At 71.4% G+C, this 19,729-nt stretch carries 16 protein-coding genes; 9 read left to right on the top strand and 7 right to left on the bottom strand.

Going from position 1 to position 19,729, the window contains the following annotated elements; translation table 11 throughout:
• Window positions 1-66 precede the first annotated feature (66 nt).
• Window positions 67-555 carry a molybdopterin-dependent oxidoreductase gene (locus O1G22_RS34935; protein WP_270084943.1) on the top strand — a complete coding sequence of 163 codons (489 nt, stop codon included), beginning with the start codon at window positions 67-69 and terminating at the stop codon, window positions 553-555.
• Here the strand turns inward: O1G22_RS34935 and O1G22_RS34940 are convergent.
• Both O1G22_RS34940 and O1G22_RS34945 read right to left on the bottom strand, forming a co-directional pair.
• Complete coding sequence (locus O1G22_RS34940; RefSeq protein WP_270084944.1) at window positions 470-3,208, bottom strand: molybdopterin-dependent oxidoreductase; 2,739 nt, start codon at window positions 3,206-3,208, stop codon at window positions 470-472. The two genes, O1G22_RS34935 and O1G22_RS34940, sit on opposite strands and share 86 nt — an antisense overlap.
• Complete coding sequence (locus tag O1G22_RS34945) at window positions 3,205-4,029, bottom strand: FAD binding domain-containing protein (RefSeq protein WP_270084945.1); 825 nt, start codon at window positions 4,027-4,029, stop codon at window positions 3,205-3,207. Before O1G22_RS34945 ends, O1G22_RS34940 begins: the two co-directional genes overlap by 4 nt.
• A 210-nt stretch (window positions 4,030-4,239) precedes the next feature.
• Here O1G22_RS34945 and O1G22_RS34950 point away from each other — a divergent pair, with 210 nt between their 5' ends.
• Window positions 4,240-6,165: a helix-turn-helix domain-containing protein gene (locus tag O1G22_RS34950; protein WP_270084946.1), complete on the top strand. Its 1,926-nt coding sequence runs from the start codon at window positions 4,240-4,242 to the stop codon at window positions 6,163-6,165.
• A gap of 10 nt (window positions 6,166-6,175) precedes the next feature.
• Here O1G22_RS34950 and O1G22_RS34955 read toward each other — a convergent pair whose 3' ends face one another.
• Complete coding sequence (locus O1G22_RS34955) at window positions 6,176-6,571, bottom strand: TOBE domain-containing protein (protein WP_225102364.1); 396 nt, start codon at window positions 6,569-6,571, stop codon at window positions 6,176-6,178.
• 124 nt (window positions 6,572-6,695) lie between these two features.
• Between O1G22_RS34955 and O1G22_RS34960 the strand changes: the two genes are divergently transcribed.
• Complete coding sequence (locus O1G22_RS34960) at window positions 6,696-7,277, top strand: DUF1707 SHOCT-like domain-containing protein (RefSeq protein ID WP_270084947.1); 582 nt, start codon at window positions 6,696-6,698, stop codon at window positions 7,275-7,277.
• A gap of 51 nt (window positions 7,278-7,328) precedes the next feature.
• Here the strand turns inward: O1G22_RS34960 and O1G22_RS34965 are convergent, their stop codons facing one another.
• Both O1G22_RS34965 and O1G22_RS34970 read right to left on the bottom strand, forming a co-directional pair.
• Entirely contained in the window at window positions 7,329-9,284 is a 1,956-nt protein-coding gene (locus tag O1G22_RS34965) for an APC family permease (protein ID WP_270084948.1), read from the bottom strand.
• A gap of 343 nt (window positions 9,285-9,627) precedes the next feature.
• Window positions 9,628-10,155, bottom strand: a complete 528-nt coding sequence (locus O1G22_RS34970; RefSeq protein WP_270084949.1) for a universal stress protein — start codon at window positions 10,153-10,155, stop codon at window positions 9,628-9,630.
• A 1,045-nt stretch (window positions 10,156-11,200) separates the two neighbouring features.
• On the opposite strand from O1G22_RS34970, the gene O1G22_RS34975 reads away from it, so the two are divergent.
• Genes O1G22_RS34975 through O1G22_RS34990 form a run of 4 tightly spaced genes read left to right on the top strand, consistent with a single transcriptional unit; the run spans window position 11,201 to window position 15,443 of the window.
• The gene (locus O1G22_RS34975) at window positions 11,201-12,496 is read left to right on the top strand and encodes an extracellular solute-binding protein (protein WP_270084950.1); all 1,296 of its coding nucleotides are present in this window, start codon (window positions 11,201-11,203) and stop codon (window positions 12,494-12,496) included.
• An 8-nt stretch (window positions 12,497-12,504) separates the two neighbouring features.
• Complete coding sequence (locus O1G22_RS34980) at window positions 12,505-13,512, top strand: carbohydrate ABC transporter permease (protein WP_270084951.1); 1,008 nt, start codon at window positions 12,505-12,507, stop codon at window positions 13,510-13,512.
• Window positions 13,509-14,357, top strand: coding sequence for a carbohydrate ABC transporter permease (locus O1G22_RS34985; protein ID WP_270084952.1), 849 nt, complete (start codon window positions 13,509-13,511; stop codon window positions 14,355-14,357). The genes O1G22_RS34980 and O1G22_RS34985 overlap by 4 nt, the downstream gene beginning before the upstream one ends.
• Before the next feature lie 42 nt (window positions 14,358-14,399).
• Window positions 14,400-15,443, top strand: a complete 1,044-nt coding sequence (locus O1G22_RS34990) for an endo-1,4-beta-xylanase (RefSeq protein WP_270084953.1) — start codon at window positions 14,400-14,402, stop codon at window positions 15,441-15,443.
• A 100-nt stretch (window positions 15,444-15,543) separates the two neighbouring features.
• On the opposite strand, the gene O1G22_RS34995 is transcribed toward O1G22_RS34990, so the two are convergent.
• Together O1G22_RS34995 and O1G22_RS35000 are read right to left on the bottom strand one after the other, a co-directional pair.
• The gene (locus tag O1G22_RS34995; protein ID WP_071377983.1) at window positions 15,544-15,750 is read right to left on the bottom strand and encodes a DUF5999 family protein; all 207 of its coding nucleotides are present in this window, start codon (window positions 15,748-15,750) and stop codon (window positions 15,544-15,546) included.
• A gap of 287 nt (window positions 15,751-16,037) precedes the next feature.
• Window positions 16,038-16,640: a hypothetical protein gene (locus O1G22_RS35000; RefSeq protein ID WP_270084954.1), complete on the bottom strand. Its 603-nt coding sequence runs from the start codon at window positions 16,638-16,640 to the stop codon at window positions 16,038-16,040.
• Between the two features lie 571 nt (window positions 16,641-17,211).
• On the opposite strand from O1G22_RS35000, the gene O1G22_RS35005 reads away from it, so the two are divergent.
• Together O1G22_RS35005 and O1G22_RS35010 are read left to right on the top strand one after the other, a co-directional pair.
• On the top strand, window positions 17,212-18,747 hold the full coding sequence (locus O1G22_RS35005; RefSeq protein WP_270084955.1) for a glutamate-cysteine ligase family protein: 1,536 nt from the start codon (window positions 17,212-17,214) through the stop codon (window positions 18,745-18,747).
• A 162-nt stretch (window positions 18,748-18,909) separates the two neighbouring features.
• Window positions 18,910-19,710 carry a CPBP family intramembrane glutamic endopeptidase gene (locus tag O1G22_RS35010; RefSeq protein WP_270084956.1) on the top strand — a complete coding sequence of 267 codons (801 nt, stop codon included), beginning with the start codon at window positions 18,910-18,912 and terminating at the stop codon, window positions 19,708-19,710.
• Window positions 19,711-19,729: the final 19 nt, after the last annotated feature.

Here is a 19,729-nt window from a genome sequence, read left to right on the forward strand (position 1 = left end):
CTTGTAGCTTGCATGTGCGTTTGTACGGCGCACCCGCGGGGGTACCGTCCTGCGGGAGGTGGTCGCATGACGCTCGCGCAACTCACCCTGACCGGCGATCTGGCCCGGCCCGCCCGGCTGACCGTCCCGGAGCTGCGGCGCCTGCCGCAGCACCAGGTGGACGTCAGCTTCGACTGCGCCACCAGCGGCATCCAGCACCACCGCTTCACCGGACCGCGCCTGTACGACGTCCTCGCCGGCGCCGGCCCGGACTTCGACCCCGCCCGGCGCAAGGACCGGCTGCGCTTCCTCATCGCCGTCAACGGCGCCGACGGCCACCACGCGCTGCTGTCCTGGGCCGAGATCGACCCGGACTTCGCCGACGCGCCGGTCCTGCTGGGCGTGAGCATCGACGGCACCCGGCTGGACGCGGCCGGGCCCCAACTGGTGCTGCCACAGGACCGCTGCGGGGCCCGCCACATCAGCGGGATCACCGCGATCCGGGTGGACGGCGGCTACCGCTGTGGCGCTCCAGCTCCCGCCACACCCGGTCACGCAGCAGCGGCACCTCGGTGAAGCGCACGCCCGTCGCGTCCCGCAGCGCGTTGGCCAGGGCCGGGGCGACCGGGTTGAAGGGGCTCTCGCTCATCGACTTGGCGCCCAGCGGGCCGATCGCGTCCGCCGTCTCCATGAAGTGCACCTCGGTCCGCGGCACGTCGGCGTACTGCGGGAGCCGGTAGCGGCGGAAGGCGGCCGTGTCGACGGCACCCCGCTCGTCCAGCAGGACCTGCTCGAAGAGGGTGGCGCCGAGCGCCTGGGCGACCCCGCCCTCGACCTGCCCCCGGCACTGCATCGGGTTCATCACCTTGCCCGTGTCGGCCGCGTGCACACTGCGCAGGATGCGGATCTCGCCGGTGCCGGGATCGACGGCCACCCGGAACCAGTGCGCGTTGAAGGCGACCGAGCGCGGGGTGCCGCCGAAGTGCCCGTCGGCGGTGAGCTCCAGGCCGACGGCCCGGGAGGCGGCGTACACCTCCTTCAGCAGCAGGCGCCCGCCCGGGTGCAGGACGGCCTCCTCCGTGAGCCGGCAGTCCGCACGCGGGACGCCGAGCTGCGCGGCCGCGAAGTCCAGCAGCTGGTCGGCGAGGGCGCGGGCGGCGCGCAGGGTGGCCTTGCCGGCGACGACGGTGCCCGTGGAGGCGAAGGCGCCGGTGTCGTGCCGTACGACGTCGGTGTCGGACTGGCGGATGGTGATCCGGTCGACGGTGGTGGCCAGTTCAGCGGCCGCGATCTGCTGGTGCACGGTGGTGGTGCCGTTGCCGAACTCGGCGGTGCCGACGGCCAGATCGAAGGTGCCGTCCGGTAGAAGGGCGGCCTTGGCGTCGGCGATGTGGCCACCGGGTGGGCCGGTCGCGATCATCGCCAGGGCGGCACCCTCGCCGACCAGCCAGCCTTCGGGGGCGCCTTCGACGGGCTCCGCCTGGGCCCGGCGCACGATCGACACGCACTGGTCCAGGCCGTAGCTCGCGATGTGCAGGTCCTCCTCGTGACCGCCCGGAGTGAGCATCGGCTCGTCCGGGCCGATGATGTTGCGCGCCTTGAACTCCAGCGGGTCCAGGCCCAGTCGGCGGGCCAGCTCGTCCAGCGCCGACTCCACCGCGAACAGCACCTGGCCGAGGCCGTAGCCGCGGAAGGCGCCCGCCGGGACGGTGTGCGTGTACACCGAGAAGGCGTCGACCTTCTTGTGCGGGGCGCGGTAGACGGCCATGGACTCACCGACGCTGTGGAACATCACGGCCGGGCCGTGGTTGCCGTATGCGCCCGTGTTCGCGACGACGCGAAGCTGGAGCGCGGTGAGGGCGCCGTCGCGGCGGGCGCCCGCCTTCACCCGGATCGTGAAGGGGTGCCGGGTGGTGGCGCCGTAGAACTGCTCGGCCCGGGTGTACTCCAGCTTCACCGGGCGGCGCAGTCTCAGTACGGCGAGGGCCACGATGTCCTCGACCAGCATCTCCTGCTTGCCGCCGAACCCCCCGCCGACCCGGCCGGCCACCACCCGGACCTGCTCGTGCGGGAGGTCGTACAGCGCGCACAGGGCGCGGCGGGTGAGGAACGGAGTCTGGGAGCTGGTGCGGACGGTGAGCCGGCCGTCCTCGTCGACCCACGCGAGAGCGCCGTGCGTCTCCAGGCTCGCGTGCTGCACGCGCTGGGTGCGGAAGGACTCCTCGTAGACGACGTCCGCCGTCGCGAAACCGGCCTCCACGTCGCCGATCTCGCCGTGCGCCTCGCCGACCACGTTGGCCTCGGGGCGGGAGATGCGGGCCGTCGCCGCGTCCTTGGCGTGGATGACCGGAGCACCGGGCCGCATGGCCTTCTCCGGGTCGAGGACGGCGGGCAGCACCTCGTACGTCACCTCGATCCGCCGGCAGCCCTCCTCGGCCGCCGCCTCGCTGTCGGCGACGACGGCGGCGACGCGCTGGCCGATGTAGCGGACCGTGTCGTCCAGGACCCGGGTGTCGTCCGGGTCCTCCTCGGGGTGTTCGTGGCGAGCGGTGGAGAAGTGCCGTTCCGGGGCGTCCCGGTGTGTGAACACCGCCTGGACACCGGGGACGCGCAGGGCGGCGGAGGTGTCGACGGCGAGGATGCGGGCGTGGGCGTGCGGCGAGCGCAGCAGCTTCATGTGGAGCAGGCCGGGCACGTCGAGGTCGAAGGTGTAGCGGGCGGTGCCGGTGACGACCTGCGGTCCGGCCGGGGCGGGCAGACTGCGGCCGACGGACTCGCCGGGCGCGGGCGCCTCCACGTTCTTCACCCCGCGTACGGCGTCCTCGATGGCACGGTACCCGGTGCAGCGGCACAGGTTGCCCTTGAACGCCCTTGGCAGATCGGCGAGTTGGTCCTCCTTCAGGGCTGCCGTGGTCATCAGGAAGCCGGCCGTGCAGAAGCCGCACTGGAAGCCCTGGGCGTCGAGGAACTTGCGCTGCACGGGGTGGAGTTCGCCGTCCGGGGCGGCCAGGCCCTCGACCGTGGTGACCTTGTGGCCGTCGGCCCGGAAGGCCGGGTACAGACAGCTGTGCACGGGCTCGCCGTCGACGTGGACCGTGCAGGCGGCGCAGTCGCCCGCGTCGCAGCCCTTCTTCACCCCGAACCAGCCGCGTTCGCGCAGATAGGTGCGCAGGCACTGGCCGGGGCGGGGCTCCTCCTCGTGGGACCGTCCGTTGACCTCGACCCTCATCGCCGCTCCTCCTCCGTCAGTTCACGGCGGATCTCCTCCGCCAGCCGCAGTGCCATGTGCCGGCGCCACTCGGGCAGTCCGTGGATGTCGTCGAACCACTCGCCGTCCGCGACGGCTCCCTCGATCGCCGTCCGCACCGCGTCGGCCGTCGGCGGCAGCGGGAACCACAGCCGCACCGGGCGGACGGTGGCGGCGGTGACAGTGACGGTGAGCGAGTGGTCGACCGGGTCGAGGGTGCCGATGACGAGGGCGGCCGAGCGGCCCAGGCCGTACAGGGAGACCTGCCGGAACGCCGTTCGGCAGGCCAGGGCGCGGGCGGGCAGGGTGACCGAGCGCAGCAGTTCACCCTCGGCAAGGTCCTTGCGGCCCGCTCCGGTGATGAAGTCGGCGACCTTGACCCGGCGCAGGGAACCGTCCTGGGCGATGAGCAGACAGGTGCCGTCGAGCGCGGCCGTGAGGGAGATCATCGGGCCGGCGGGCAGGCCGTTGCACAGGTTCCCGCCGACCGTGGCCATGTTCCAGATCTTGAACGAGGCGAGGAAGGCCCGGCAGCACTGCTCGAACAGGGGCGCCGCCGGGGCGAGCAGAGCGCGGGCGTGGCGCGAGAGCTGGGCGACGGTGCAGGTGGCGGCGATCTCCAGTGAGCCGTCCGGGAGCCGCTGCGCGGGCGTCCAGCCCATGCGGCTCAGGTCCACCAGGCGCCGCAGGTGCGGCTGGGGTTCGGAGAACAGATAGGTCCCGCCGCCGAGCCAGGCGTCTCCCGGCCGCCAGGGTGCGGGCCGCCTGGCGTCTCGTATTTCGGCCACCGTGTTCAGGTCCATGGCCGGAAGTGAACCAACGGGAACCGGCCGAAACGACTGGTTCAGGGCACGGAAACACCGACGCCCGAGGCTCCGGCACTGGAGGATTCACCAAGAGGCGTTCCGTTGTTGGAGGCTTGCATTTACGATGCTTTCTCTCGAACTTGCCTGGTGAATGCGAGATGCCGGGGAGTTCGCTCGCCCTTCAGCGGCTGTACGAGGAGCCAGCGCATGCACGTCGAACACCTCCTGGGGGACGCCTCCCTCGGGCTGCGCCTGCTGTGGGCCGAGGACGCGCTGTTGCGGCGCGAAATCAGCGGAGTGACCGTCACTGACCTGGAGGACCCGGCCCGATTCGTGCGGCCCGGCGAGGTGGTGCTGAGCGGGCTGGTGTGGTGGTCGCCCGACGGCGGTTACGGCAAGGCGGAGCGGTTCGTCTCGGCCCTGAGGGACGCCGGAGCCGCCGCGCTGCTCGCGGGCGAGGAGACCCACGGGAGTGTGCCGGACGACCTGATCCAGGCGTGCGTGCGCCACGGCGTGCCGGTGGCCGGGGTGCCGGCGCACATCATGTTCCGGTCGATCACCGACACCGTGTATCTGCGGCAGTGGGGAGGCTTGAGCCGGCATCACGCGCTGCCGGAGAACGCGCGGGTGCGGCTGAGCCGGCTGCTCGCCCGGGAGGCCGGGCCGGATGCCGTCCTCGCGGAGGCCTTCGCCCACCTCGGCGGTAGCACCGCGTATGTCTTCACGGCCTCGGGTCGTACGGTCGCGGCCACCGAGGGCGCACCGCGGGTGCCGGCGCGGGAGGCGGTCGCGCTCGTGGCGGACGGTGCCGGGTTGACCGCCTCCGTGGACGCGAGCGGGGTCTCGCCGTACGAGCGCTGGGTGCTGTACGTGCCCGACCCCGACTGCGCCCCGCCGCGCATGCTGCACGAGGTCGCCGCCGTGCTGGCCCACTGTCAGGAGGCCGCCGCCCGGCGCCCCTCGGCCGGGCTTCGCGCGACGGATGAACTCGGCGCCCTGCTGGCCGCTCCGGACGCCCGCGAGGACGGCACGGTGGAGGCCGTGCTACGGCGGTGCGGGCTGCCGGAGACGGGGCCGTACCAGGTGCTCGTCGCCGACGCCGCCACGCGGCAGCCGGACCTGGACGAAGGCCTGCTCGCCGAGGGGGCGTTGAGCGAGCTGGCGGGGCATGTGGTGGGGGGCGGTGGTGTAGGCGGTGTTGGGGCTGCCGGTGGTGCTGGTGGTGTCGGCGGGGTCGGGGCTGCCGGTGGTGCTGGCAGGGCGCGGGCTGCCGGTGGTGCCGGTGGTGTCAGCGGGGCCTGGGCTGCCGGTGGTGCCGGTGAGGGCGGTGCGGGCGCTGTCGGCGGTGCTGGGGCGGCCACGCACGCGAAGGCTGCTGCTGGGGCGGCTGGCGCGCGTGCCGAGGGCGGTGTGGTGGGAGCCGGGCGAGCCGAGGCTGGTGTGCTGATGGCCAGGCGAGCTGCCGGTGACTTGGCGGCGGCTGGGCGCGCCGACGGTGGTGTGGTGGCTGGGCGTGCCGACGGTGGTGTTGTGGCGGCTGGGCGTGCCCACGGTGTGGTGGTGGCCGGTGGGGAGCGTGGGGCCGGGGGTGCGGTGGCCGTGGGGCGGTTGCCGGACGGGTCCGCCTTCGCGGTGCTGTCCGGCGTGCCGGGCGGCTGGGCGGAGGAGGTGTGGCCACTGGTCGCCGACTGCGCGCCCGGGGTCCTGCTGCACGGCGGCACCGGTGCGCCCGCGGCGGGGCCCGGGGAGCTCGCCGGGGCGCTCGCGCAGGCGCGCTACGCCCTCACCTCGGCCCGGACCACCGTCCCCGACGCCTCCCGGCTCACCGACGCCGGCTCCCTCACCACCCTCGACGCGCTGCTCACCGGCGTACCGGCCGAGGTCCGCACCGCTTATGCCCGTACGGTCCTCGGTCCGCTGCTGGAGACCGGGCGGCCCTCCATCGCCGCCCTGCTGGGCACGCTGGAGACATTCCTCGCCTGCGACGGCTCCTGGGCGCGTACGGCACAGGCGCTGCATCTGCACGTGAACACCGTCCACTACCGGGTGGAGCGGATCGAGCGCCTGACGGGCCGTGACCTGTCCCGGCTGCGGGACCGGCTCGATCTGTGGGCGGCGCTGCTGTGCCGGTGAAGCCGGGGGCTCACACGCGGTCGATGTGCACGTTCGTGGACTTCACGCGCGCGGTGGCCTCCATGCCGACCTCCAGGCCCAGTTCCTCGACGGCCTCGCGGGTCAGCAGGGACACCAGCCGGTGCGGGCCCGCCTGGATCTCGACCTGGGCGGCGACGTCGCCGAGCTTGATCGCGGTGACGATGCCGGGGAAGGCATTGCGGACGGAGGTGTAGGAGGCGTCCTCCTCCCCGCCGGCCGTCCTGGCCAGTTCGACCGAGAACGCGGCGAGATCCCTGCCGTCGATGAGCCGTCGCCCGGCCTCGTCGCGATGGGTGGCCATCCGGCCCGCGTCGGCCCAGCGGCGGGCGGTGTCCGGGCTCACGCCGAGCAGCCGTGCCGCCTGGCCGATCGTGTAGGACTGCATGCCGGTCACGATAGGGCCCCGCGCCGGGAACCGCGGCCGTGGGGTTGGCCGTTGGGTATAACGCGATATAGCGTTAGTGGGGACGGTGGCTCCCCTCGGGGGCATTCTGGATCGGGGTGAGGGTATGGCGGCCGAACTGCTGCCCACGGAAACATCATCGGGGCTGCGCGCCTCGCACGCGGACCGCGACCGGGCGGTGGACGTGCTGACGGGCGCCGCCGCAGACGGCCGGTTCACGGCCGAGGAGCTGGACGAGCGGGTGGCGGCCGCGCTGTCCGCGCGCACGCTGGGCGAGCTCGCGGCGCTCACCGCCGACCTGCCGGAAGAGGCCGGCACGGCACCGGCGAAGGACATCGTCCGGATCGAGCAGCAGTACGCCTCGGCGACGCGCGAGGGCCGCTGGGCCGTACCGCGCAGGCTGGAGATCGAGTCCGGGTGGGGAAACGTGACCCTGGACTTCTCCGACGCCGTGATCACGCACGACACGCTCGACATCGACCTGGACATGTGCGGCGGCACCCTGCGTCTGATCACCCGGCCCGGCGTGCTCGTGAACGCCGACTCCCTGGCGATGGGCTACGGCAGGACCAGGGTGCGGTCGCCCCGTGATCCCGGGGCGCCGGCCGTGCTCCGGGTGGAGATACGGGGGCAGCTCAGCATGGGGAAACTGGAGGTGCGGCCGCCCCGGCGCTGGTTCGGCAGGTAGGCCGGCCCCGCCGCGACCGTGCGGCTCACCCTCGTCGAGCCCTGGCCGGCCTCAGCCGGTGTGCACCCGAGGCCGGCGGGCCCGGTTCGGCTCCGCCTCGCGCAGGACCTCTCGGGTGACCGGGGCGACCTCGCCCTGGCCGAAGAGGAAGAAGCGCAGGAAGTTGGCGAAGGGGTTGCCCTCGGTCCACTCGAAGTAGATGTGCGGGGTGCAGCCTGTCATCTCCCGGGCGTGGAGGAGGAGCGCGGCCAGGGCGTTCGGGATGGACGCGGACTCCAGGGTCAGCACCCGGTAGCGGTCGTGCAGCACCTCTCCGCGTACGGTCAGCCCCGCCTCGAACTCGGACGGGTCGGTGACCGTGACCTCGACGAAGACGAAGTCCTCGTGCTCCGTGAAGTCGTTGTCCGCACGGATCTGCTCGACCTTGTCGCGGTACTCGGCCTTGTCGCGGTGGCCGGGCTCGTTGGCGATGAACCGCATCTTGCGGCTGGCCATGTCCCGGATGAATCGTTCCGCCAGCGGATCGAACTCCACGCTGGTGACGCGCAGCTCGAAGGCGCGGGCCAGCCGGGACAGCAGCGAGACCAGGATGATGCCGGCGATGAAGCAGGCACCGATCTTCACACCGTCGGGGCGCTCGATGACGTTCGCGACGGTGACGTAGAGCAGGACGGCCGAGACGACCGCGAAGCCGATGGTCCAGCCGCGCTGCGCGGCCCGGCGGGCGGCGATGGTCACGGCGATCGCCGCGGAGGACATCAGGACCAGCACACCGGTGGCGTAGGCGCCGCCCTGTGCGTCGACGTTGGCGTCGAAGAGGTAGGTGACCAGGAAGGCGACCAGGGTGAAGACGATCACCATCGGGCGTACGGCGCGGGCCCAGTGCGGGGCCATGCCGTAGCGGGGCAGGTAGCGCGGCATGAGGTTGAGCAGGCCGGCCATGGCGGAGGCGCCGGCGAACCACAGGATGGCGATGGTGGAGAGGTCGTAGACCGTGCCGAAGGCGCCGCCGAGGTACTCGTGGGCGAGGAAGGCGAGCGCGCGGCCGTTGGCCTGGCCGCCGGTCTTGAACTCGTCCGCCGGGATCAGGACCGTGGTGATGAAGCTGGTGGCGATCAGGAAGACGCTCATGATCAGCGCCGCGGCCGTGAGCAGCTTCTTGGTGTCCCGGATCCGGCCCTTGGGGTTCTCCTCGGTGTCGTCCGGGTCGCCCTGGACATGCGGCATGACCGCGACGCCGGTCTCGAAGCCGGACAGACCGAGGGCGAGCTTCGGGAAGACCAGCAGGGACACACCGACCATGGCGAAGATGTTGCCGTGCTGGGTGGTCAGGGCGCTGGCCCAGTCGGTGACGACATGCCCGGCGGTGAGCACGTGGTACATGCCGACCACCACGACCACGGCGTTCAGGGCGAGATAGACCACCACCAGGGCGACCGCGACGCCGATCGCCTCCAGGAAGCCCTTGAGGAACACCGCGCCCAGCAGCGCGACCAGCAGCAGGGTGATCACCATCTGCTGACCGTGCAGGGCGCTCGTCAGGTGCGGGTTCTCGATGAGGTGGGTGGAGGCGTCGGCGGCCGACAGGGTGATGGTGATCAGGAAGTCCGTGGCGGCGAAGCCCAGCAGCGTCAGGACGAACAGCTTGCCCTTCCAGAAGGACAGCAGCCGTTCCAGCATCGCGATGGAGCCCTCGCCGTGCGGGCTCTCCTCCGCCACCCGGCGGTACACCGGGAGGGCGCCGGCCAGGGTGACGAGGACGAGGACGAGGGTGGCGATGGGGGAGAGCAGGCCGGCCGCGAGCGCCGCGATGCCCGGCTGGTAGCCGAGGGTCGAGAAGTAGTCGACGCCGGTCAGGCACATCACGCGGTACCAGCGCTGGCCCTTGTGCGGGGGCTCCGGCTCGGCATGGGGGCCCGTGTGACCGCCGTGCCTGCCCATGTCGGACAGCCCCTCCAGCATCCAGGCGCGCAAACGACTGGAAGGAGGGTGTTCGGTCGTCGCCATCGGCGTGCTCCTGTGTGCGGCTCAGCTCTTTCCGGCCATCACGCGGACGGCCGCACCAGCGTATGCGGAGAGTGATGTCTGGGCCCATGGATCTCGGCTCGGCGGGCGTCAAGCTTGCGTTAAGAATGACCCGCCGGTGATCACACCGCATCAAGAGGCGGAGGCCGTGGGCTGTGGCCTGGGACACAAACATAATGGCCGTGTGCATGTGATCGGTCCGGCCGGGCCATCCGGCGTGGTGTCCTGACGGCGTTTCTGACGGGGACGGGGCGGTTCCTTGATGCCGGTGCTGTGTCCGGCGGGCAGCCCGGTGGCACGGTGCTCGACCACGGTGTGTGACCACTCACAGCCGCCGGAGGTCCAGGCGCAGATGCCATGTGTTCCGCCGGTGGACGGACACCAGCTCGGATTCGAGCGGGGACGGGGGTACGGCGAGGACCGGGCAGACCGCGTGGGCCACGCAGTGCCGGGAGACCCGGCCGGAGAAGGCGCGGTGCAGCCCGCGCCGCCCCGCGCCCACGACCAGGACGTCGTCCTCCCGGTCCGCGGTCGCCACCAGCGCGGGGCCCGGGGCGCCACGGACGACGACCCCGCACATCGGCACCCCCGGACTGTTCCCGTCGAAGATCTCGTCGAGCACCGCGGCCAGCCGCTGCCGGGCCAGCCGCTGCCACTCGTCGGCCGGCAGGCCGCCGGCGGGGGAGCGGCGCGCGGCGGCGTCACCGCCCGGCGGCTCCCAGGCCAGCACCACCCACAGCTCGGCTCCCAGCCGGCGGGCCAGCGTGGTGGCCCGCCGCAGGGCCGTGACGCTGCCCAGGGAGCCGCTCACACCGACCACCACCCGCGCCGCCGAGGCGTCGTAACCGGACATCGCTCCACCGATCCTCGCGTCCTGGCGGGCGCCGCCGGGGTGACGTGCGGACGTGCCCGCCTGCAAGGCCTTTGCCGTCTCCTTCCATCCCACTCCCGCGCGGGCGATTCGACCAGCCGGGCGGACGGCCCTCCCGGTGCGCACCCGGGTCGATAAGCCCGTCCGCCACTAAGATTCGGCGCCACGGCCGAAACTTTCGTGCGGAGTGGGGGCGAGCCGTGCGGACCTGCGACGACCCCGTCCCGCTGTTCCGCAGCCGGGACCTGGTGCACTGGCGGCAGATCGGCGACGTCCGCGACCGGCCGGGCCGGTTGACGCCCCCTGTGGGAGGGGTCGCTGCCGATGTGGTGCGGCACGGGTTCAGGGACCTTGCTCGCCGAGGCCGGCCCGCTCGGCCACAGGGTCCCCGGCAGCGCGGCCCCCTCGCCGCGCGGCCCCGGGGACCGGCCCCCGGCAGGCCGGTGCCGCGCCATCGCGGCACCGGCCTTCCGATCCGTTGCACGGCCACGCCGACGTGGTCCAGGCGGCCGCCGGCAGTCGGTGGGTGGTGCCGCCTGGGTGCCCCGCGAACAGCCGCCGGTGCGCGACGACTTCACCGCCCCGGTGCTCGCGCCGCACCGCATCTCTCCGTGGCGCAGGCCCGAGCGCTGCTGGTCTCCCACCCCACCGCCCGGCCGGCTGTCCGGAACCGGGGACAGCCTCGACCGGCCCGGCCGCACCTTCGTCGGCTGCCGCCGGCAACCCTTGGCCGTATACCTCCGCGCGGCCGACCCCGACACCGTCGCCTTCGCCGTCGAAACTTCCGAAGGGACCGTCCGACCGGCCGGACTCACCGGCAGGTGTCGGTCGACCCAAGTGGCCGTGCACGACACCTTGACGCTCCTCACGCCCCTTTCTAGAGTCGCGGTTCGGAACGTTCGGGATTTTGCTCGAATGTTTCGGCCCAACGGGATGCGGTGAACGGTCCGGCGGCCCTTCGGTGGCCCCCGCATTCTCAGTCGGGACCCTCTCCACAGCAACTCCGAAAGTTTCGAAGGAGCGCAAGATGGGCGACCCTGCACTGTCCCGCCGCGGCTTCCTGGCGGCCTCTGTCGCCGCCGGTCTCGGGGTGACCGCGCTCAGCGGCTGCGGCGGCGACTCAAACGGAGGGTCGTCCTCGGGGACGACCACGATCGAGTGGTGGAACATCTCGACCACCGAGCCCACCAAGACCGTCTGGGCCGGCCTGGCCAAGAAGTTCGAGGCCCAGAACCCCAAGGTGAAGATCAAGATCGTCCAGCTGGAGAACGACGCCTACAAGTCGAAGATGACCGCGCTCATCGCCTCCGGGAAGCTGCCCGACATCTTCCACACCTGGGGCGGCGGCGTGCTGAAGCAGCAGGTCGAAGCGGGACTGGTCGAGGACCTCACCGACCGCACCAAGCCGTGGGCCGACGGACTGCTGTCGGTCGCCAAGCAGCCGTACCTCATCGACGGCAAGCTGTACGGCGTCCCGTTCGACATCGGCATGATCGGCTTCTGGTACAACAAGGCGCTCTTCAAGCAGGCCGGGATCAGCGAGCCCCCGGCCACCTGGAGCGCCTTCCTGGACGCCGTGAAGAAGCTGAAGTCCGCCGGGATCACCCCGCTCGCGCTGGCCGGCAAGGAGAGCTGGACCGGCATGTACTACTGGGCGTACCTCGCGATGCGCACCGCCGGGGTCGACGCCCTGCAGAAGGCCGACGACAAGAAGGACTTCAGTGACGCCGGGTTCGTGCAGGCCGGGCAGCACCTGAAGGACCTCGTGGACCTCCAGCCCTTCCAGAAGGGGTTCCTCGGGGCTGCCTACTCCACTCCGACCGGGCAGGCCGCGGCCGTCGGCAACGGCAAGGCGGCGATGGAGCTCATGGGCCAGTGGGCGCCCGTCGTGGAGGCGGACGCGGGCAAGGGGCTCGGCGCGAACCTCGGCTTCTTCCCGTTCCCCGAGGTCGAGGGCGGCGCCGGCAAGATCACCGAGGTCTTCGGCGGAGGCGGCGGCCACGCCCTGCGCAAGGGCGCCCCGCAGGCGGCCGTGGACTTCCTGAAGTTCTTCGCCTCCGAGACCACCGACCGGGAACTGGTGCAGAAGACCAAGACCCTGCCCGTCGTACCGGCGGCGGAGAGCGCCCTGACCGACCCCAACATCAAGGCCGTGCAAGCCCAGTTGAAGGGCGCGACGGGCTTCCAGCTCTACCTCGACCAGGCCTACGCGCCCGCGCTCGGCCAGCAGGTCAACGACAGCGTGGCCGGGCTGATCGCCGGCTCCAAGTCCCCGCAGCAGGTCACGTCGTCGATCACCAGCACCGCGAAGCAGGAGCAGTAGGGCGCGCGATGACCTCGACCTTCCTCTCGGATCAGCAGGGCGAACGGAACGGTCCCGACGCCCTCGCGGCGGTCCCGGTGACGAATGCCGCCCGGCAGCGCAGCCGCCGGCGCGCCCTGCACTGGCTCACCGCCGTCGGCCTCCAGGTGCCCGCCCTGGCCCTGTTCGGCGTCCTGGTGCTGCTGCCGATCCTGTTCGCGCTGTACGCGTCCTTCTTCCGCTGGGGCGGCTTCGGGATGCCGTCCGACTACACCGGCACCGACAACTTCAGCCGGCTGTTCCAGGATCCCGTGTTCCTCGGCGACCTGTGGCGCATGCTGCTGCTGGTCGTGCTGTCGCTGGCGGTGCAGCTGCCGTTCGCGCTCGCCATGGCCGTGCTGCTCAACCAGAAGGTGCGCGGCCGGGCGGCGTACCGGATGCTGTTCTTCGCGCCGTACGTCCTGTCCGAGGCGATCACCGGCGTGCTGTTCAGCATGATCTTCGCCCCGGACCAGGGCCTGGCCGACCATGTCCTCAAGGCCGTCGGCCTCGGCGGGCTCGGCGGTGAGTGGTTCTCCGGCACCTCCACCGTGATGGCCACGCTGTTCCTCGTCATGACGTGGAAGTACTTCGGCTTCCACATGATGCTCTACCTGGCCGGACTCCAGGCCATCCCGGCCGAGTTGACCGAGGCGGCGACCGTCGACGGCGCGAACCCCTGGCAGCGCTTCCGGCACGTCACCCTGCCGCTGCTCGCGCCCACCCTGCGGATCAGCGTCTTCCTGTCCGTGATCGGGGCGATCCAGCTGTTCGACCTGGTGTGGGTGGTCACCGCGGGCGGGCCCGACCACCACTCCGAGACGATGGCCGTGACCATGTTCCAGTACGGCTTCAAGCGCTACCAGGTCGGCTACGCCAGCGCGATCAGCGTGGTCATGTTCGCCATCAGCCTCGTCTTCGCCCTCGCCTACCAGCGGTTCGTCCTGCGCCGCGACCTGGAAGGGGCCACCACGAACATGAGGGGAGCCGGCGCATGAGCCAGGAGACTCACCGCAGCGTCCGTCGCAGGGGCCGGAACCTGCCGCTGCACGTGGTGCTGATCGCCGTCGGCGCGGTGATGGCCGTACCGCTGCTGTACGCGCTGCTGTCCGGCTTCAAGTCCACCGACCAGCTCTCCCGCAACCCGGTGGGCCTGCCGCACCCCTGGGTCGTCTCCAACTACGGGGACATCCTGAAGTCGGGTTCCTTCTGGCGGCTGGTCGGCAACAGCACGCTGATCGCGGTCGGTACGACGGTCATCGTCGTCGCGGTCTCCGCGCTCGCCGCGTTCTCCTTCGCGCGCTTCGCCTTCCGTGGCCGGGAGCTGCTGTTCACGCTGTTCACGATGGGGCTGATGTTTCCGTTCGCGGTGGCCGCGCTGCCGCTGTTCCTGCTGCTGCGCTCGATGGGCCTGCTGGACAACCCGCTGGGTGTGATCCTGCCGCAGGCCGCGTTCGGGCTGCCGATGACCATCATCATCCTGCGTGGCTTCTTCCGGCAGATCCCCGGTGAACTGGAGGAGGCGGCCACGCTCGACGGCTGCGGACCGCTCGGCTTCTTCTGGCGGGTGCTGCTGCCGATGGCCCGGCCCGCGCTCGGCACGGTCTCGGTCCTGGCCGTCGTCACCAGCTGGAACAACTTCTTCCTGCCGCTGCTGGTGTTCACCGACAACACCTGGTGGACCGTCCCGATCGGCGTGCAGCAGTTCCAGGGCCAGTACTCCGCCGACACCGCACGCGTCTTCGCCTATCTCGTGCTCGCGATGGTCCCGGCCCTCGCCTTCTACTCCGTCGCCGAACGCCAGCTCGTCGGCGGCCTCACCGCCGGCGCCACCAAGGGCTGAGCACACCTTCTTCGCAGAGATCCGACAGACAGGAGCCGCACCATGCCCCAGGTACGTCTGAGACTCACCGGCGCCCTCGCGGCCGTCCTCGTGGCCGCCGGCCTCGCCACCGGCCCCGCCGCCCAGGCGAGCCCGAAGCAGCCGACACTCGCGAACCTCGCCGAGCGCCATGGCCGCTACTTCGGCAGCGCCACCGACAACCCCGAGCTGACCGACAGCGCCTACACCAAGATCCTCGGCAGCGAGTTCGACATGATCACGCCCGGCAACGGCATGAAGTGGTACGCCACCGAGCCCCAGCAGGGCGTCTTCGAGTGGACCAACGGCGACCAGATCGTGAACCTGGCCCGGAAGAACCACCAGAAGGTCCGCGCCCACACCCTGGTCTGGCACAGCCAGCTGCCCGACTGGCTCACCTCCAGGCAGTGGACGGCCACCGAACTGCGGGCCGTGCTGAAGAAGCACATCACCACGGAGGTACGGCACTACCGGGGCAAGGTGTACTCCTGGGACGTCGTCAACGAGGCCTTCAACGAGGACGGGACGTACCGCGAGACGATCTGGTACAAGACCCTCGGCCCCGGCTACATCGCCGACGCCCTGCGCTGGGCCCACCAGGCCGACCCGCACGCCAAGCTCTACCTCAACGACTACAACATCGAGGCGACCGGTCCGAAGAGCGACGCCTACTACGCGCTCGCCAAGAACCTCAAGGCCCAGGGCGTCCCGCTCGACGGCATCGGCTTCCAGACCCATCTGGCCCTCCAGTACGGCTATCCCAGCACCCTGAAGGACAACCTCGGCCGCTTCTCCGCCCTCGGCCTGGACACCGCGCTCACCGAGGTCGACATACGGATGCAGCTGCCCGCGACCGACGACAAGCTGGCCGAGCAGGCGAGCTGGTACCGGCAGCTGACCGAGGCCTGCCTGGCCGTGCGCCGGTGCGTCGGCATCACCATCTGGGACTACACGGACAAGTACTCGTGGATCCCGGCCGTCTTCCCGGGCGAGGGTGCCGCCCTGCCGTGGGACGAGCAGCTGAACCCCAAGCCGGCGTACCAGGCGCTGCGGGAGGCGTTGCGCTAGCGCCCGGCTACGGTCGGTAGCCGCCCCCGGACACGCATCGGGGCCGGTGCGCACCTCATGGGGTGCGGCCGGCCCCTCGGGTCGTTCGCGGGCGCTCCGCTCAGGCGGCGGTCATCACGTGCTCCGCACCCAGCGGGCGGTGCGGAGCGATGATCCGGCCGTCGGGCAGCAGCTCACCGGTGTCCTCGAAGAGCAGGACGCCGTTGCACAGCAGGCTCCAGCCCTGTTCCGGGTGGTGCGCCACGAGACGGGCGGACTCCCGGTCGGCGGATTCGGCTGTCGGACACGGCGGCTGGTGCTGGCACATGGGTGGGATCTCTCGCTCTGTCGTGGTCATGGCCGTCCCCCGTGGTGATAAGTCGGTCGGAACCCAGTGTTGCCCTCCGGGCGTCATTCCGCAGGGATTTCGCGGCACCGCTTCTCACAGGTTCATGACGCGTCACCCGCGCGGACGGTTCAGTCCAAGTGCACTGTCCCTTTGGGTGGTTCGCAGTGGCCGGATAGGGCTAGTCCGTGCAGGCCAGGCCCCTGACATGGGCGTACCCCGCCGCCCGGAGCGGGCAGCGGGGTACGGGGGGTGTGCGGGCTCAGGGGTCAGGCGGCGGGCGAGTCGAGCACGGGCGGGCCGAGCACCGGCAGCGGTGTCGCGCGATGGGTCAGCACCGGCAGCAGCTCGGCGACCCGGTACGGGCGGTGCGCCGGGATGCCGGGCGGGGTCGGGGCCAGCGGCACCAGCAGATCGGTGCCGGCCGGGTGCCCCTCGGCGCCGTCCGCGGTGGTGTCGCCGTGCAGCCACAGCGTGAGCATGTACAGCCCGGGGACGGACAACAGCCGCGCCTGGTACGGCTGTTGCAGCGCCTCGGCCTGGTGCAGCGCACGCTCGGTGGAGGGGACGTAGGGGCCCTCGAAGAAGTGCGAGAACGCCCAGCCGTCGGGTGTGAGCATCGTGTCGGCCGCGGCCACCGCCTTGTCGCCGCAGCGGATCAGGAAACGCCAGCCGGCCAGCCGGGTCGTGGACAGGCCCTGTGCGGTGATCCGGTCCAGTACATGCACGGGCAGTGGGAGTTCGGGTGTCGCCGGGCCCTGCGCGGCGCGCAGGGAGGGGGTGGGGGCCTCGCGGACCGCGGTGGGGGAACCGAGGGCGGTGAGGACGGAGCGCAGTGCGGGTGCGGGGGCAGGGGGCACGTGCAGCGGCATGTGGGTCGCCTCTCTCATTCGACAGGCGCGGCGGCGCGAGGAGGGTGGGGCGGACGACGCTGTCAGCTCACGGAAAAGGCCGGAAGGGTGGTGGCCCGGTTCGGTGAACGTGGGTGCGGCTCGGTCTGCCTCCCGTGACCGCGACGGCAGGAACATGGCAGGAACCACGACCGAGGGCGTCAACCTTCTGCCTTGTGGGCGAAGTTTATATGACGCGTGTTCGGCCGTTGTTTCGTCTATCCCATTCCGGTGAGGTGCGCAAGACGGGAATACGCCGTCGATTTGTGGGACTTCTCCCGATTCCCGGACCGGTGTCCCGCCGCTGACCTCGGAATACGCGCCGGTATCGGTCGGCCGAATGTCGTCGGCGTTTTTCACGAGACGCTCAGGGTACCCGCAGTGGCGGGATGAAGCTTGCCCCGTGAAAATGCCGCTGGGAACAATCCGACAGAGTAGCGCGCGCCGGGCCCGCGCGGTGCGTTATCGATCGCTTCCGCTGGGCATCATCCCCCCTGCACCCGGGAGCCCGGCGGCCGTAACGTCGGTCCGCCCACCGAGGAGGGACACTTCGATGGGGGAGAAGGTCGTGGCGGGGCAGTACGACCTGTCCGATCGCCAGCGCTATCGCGAAAAGCTTCAGAAGTGCCTCACGGGACTGGAGCGGCTGCTGGTGGAGAAGCGATTCGACCGCCCCAAGAACCTCATGGGCGTCGAGATCGAATTGAATCTCGCCGGTACCGACGGCATGCCGAAAATGCTCAACGGCCAGGTACTGGAACGCATCGCGAGCCGAGATTTCCAAACAGAACTCGCCAGATTCAATCTGGAAGTCAACATAGCCCCACACCGCCTGGGTGGCCGGGTATTCGACCGGCTCGCCGAGGAACTGCGCACCTCGCTCGCTTACGCGGACCGCAAGGCCCGCGAGGTGGACGCCGGCATCGTCATGATCGGCATCCTGCCGACGCTCGGCCCGGACGACCTGATCTCCGCCAACCTCTCCGAGGTCGACCGGTACGCCCTGCTCAACGACCAGATCGTGGCCGCGCGAGGCGAGGACTTCCGGCTCGACATCGAGGGCGTGGAACATCTCGTCCGTACGGCCAAGTCGATCGTCCCCGAGGCTGCCTGCACCTCCGTACAGCTCCATCTGCAGGTCACCCCGGCACGGTTCGCCGACGTGTGGAACGCGGCGCAGGTGGTGTGCGCCCCGCAGATCGCCGTCGGCGCCAACTCACCGTTCCTGTTCGGGCACGAGCTGTGGCGCGAGTCCCGGCCCCCGCTGTTCCTGCAGTCCACCGACACCCGCCCGCCCGAACTCCAGGCACAGGGCGTACGGCCGCGCACCTGGTTCGGCGAGCGCTGGATCAGCTCCGCGCACGAACTCTTCGCCGAGAACCTCCGCTTCTTCCCGGCCCTGCTGCCGATCTGCGACGACGAGGACCCGCTGGCGGTCGTCGCCGCCGGGGGCACGCCCAGCCTCGCCGAACTCGTGCTGCACAACGGCACGATCTACCGCTGGAACCGGCCGGTGTACGGCATCGCCGACGGCGTACCGCACCTCAGGGTGGAGAACAGAGTGCTGCCGGCCGGGCCGACCGTCACCGATGTGATCGCCAACGCGGCCTTCTACTACGGCCTGGTGCGCACCCTCGCCGACGAGAGCCGGCCGGTGTGGACCCGGCTGCCGTTCGCCGCGGCCGAGGCCAACTTCGACGCCGCGTGCCGGTACGGCATCGACGCGCGCTTCGTGTGGCCCCGGCGCGGGCGCTACGGCGGCACGGGCGAGGTCGACGCCGTCACCCTGGTCCGCGACGAGCTGCTGCCGCTCGCCTCGGCCGGGCTGGACGCGTGGGGCGTGGAACCCGCCGACCGGGACTTCTACCTGGGCGTCGTCGAGGAGCGCTGCCGACGCCGGGCGAACGGGGCGTCCTGGCAGGCGGCCACCTTCCACCGGGCCCTGGAACAGGGGCTGACCCGAGAGGGCGCACTGGCCGCCACGACGCGCCGCTATGCCGAGCTGATGCACGCGGGGGATCCGGTGCACCTCTGGCCGGTGGGGCTGCCGGAACAGGTCGCTCCGCTGGGTCTGGCCGACGTGGGCTGAGGGGTCGCTCCGCCGGGCCGGGCGGACAGGGGCTTCGTGGTGTGCGAAGTGCTCGGCGTCGTACCGGTACGTCGTCCTCATATCTCCTTCTGCGATCCTTGCCGGACGACCGGTGGGCCCGAGGGGTCCGTGCGGCGGTCTGTGCGGCGGTGGGAGGCAGGAGTGCAGGTGGAGGCTGAGTCGGTGGGCGATTCCGGGGTGCGCGAGCGTGACCCGCGGCGGATCCTGCGGGACGAGACGCTGCTCGTCCTCGCGCTGTCGCTGGGCGCGAGCGGGGTCTCCGCGCTGATCAGCTTCATCGGCTCGGTGACCAAACCGGGCGGTCTCAAGGACCAGGCGGCCACCATGAACGCCTCGGCCGCCCCGGGCCGCCCCTGGCTCGACCTCGCCTGGCAGCTCTTCGGCATCGCGACCGCTCTGGTCCCGGTGGCCCTCGTCGCCCATCTGCTCCTGCGTGAGGGCGGCAGTCTGCGCACGCTGGGCTTCGACCGCACCCGCCCCTGGCCCGACCTGGCCCGGGGTGCCGGCATCGCGGCGGTGATCGGCAGCACCGGCATCGCGTTCTACCTCGCCGCCCGCGGCCTCGGCTTCAACCTCACGGTCGTCCCCGAGGCCCTGCCGAGCGTGTGGTGGAAGTACCCCGTGCTGATCCTGTCCGCCGTGCAGAACGCGGTCCTCGAAGAGGTCATCGTCGTCGGTTATCTGTTGCGCAGGCTCGGCCAGCTGGGCTGGACCCCGGGGACCGCACTGGTGGGCAGTGCGGTCCTGCGCGGCTCGTACCACCTCTACCAGGGCATCGGCGGCTTCGTCGGCAACATGGTCATGGGCGTGGTCTTCGTGTACCTGTACCGCCGCTGGGGGCGGGTCGGTCCGCTGGTCGTCGCGCACTCCCTGCTCGACATCGGCGCGTTCGTCGGCTACGCCCTCCTCGCGCACAAGGTGGGCTGGGTGCCGACGCCCTGAGCCCCGGCGGACCGGCCGC

The sequence above is a fragment of the Streptomyces camelliae genome, assembly GCF_027625935.1.
Lineage (GTDB): Bacteria > Actinomycetota > Actinomycetes > Streptomycetales > Streptomycetaceae > Streptomyces > Streptomyces camelliae.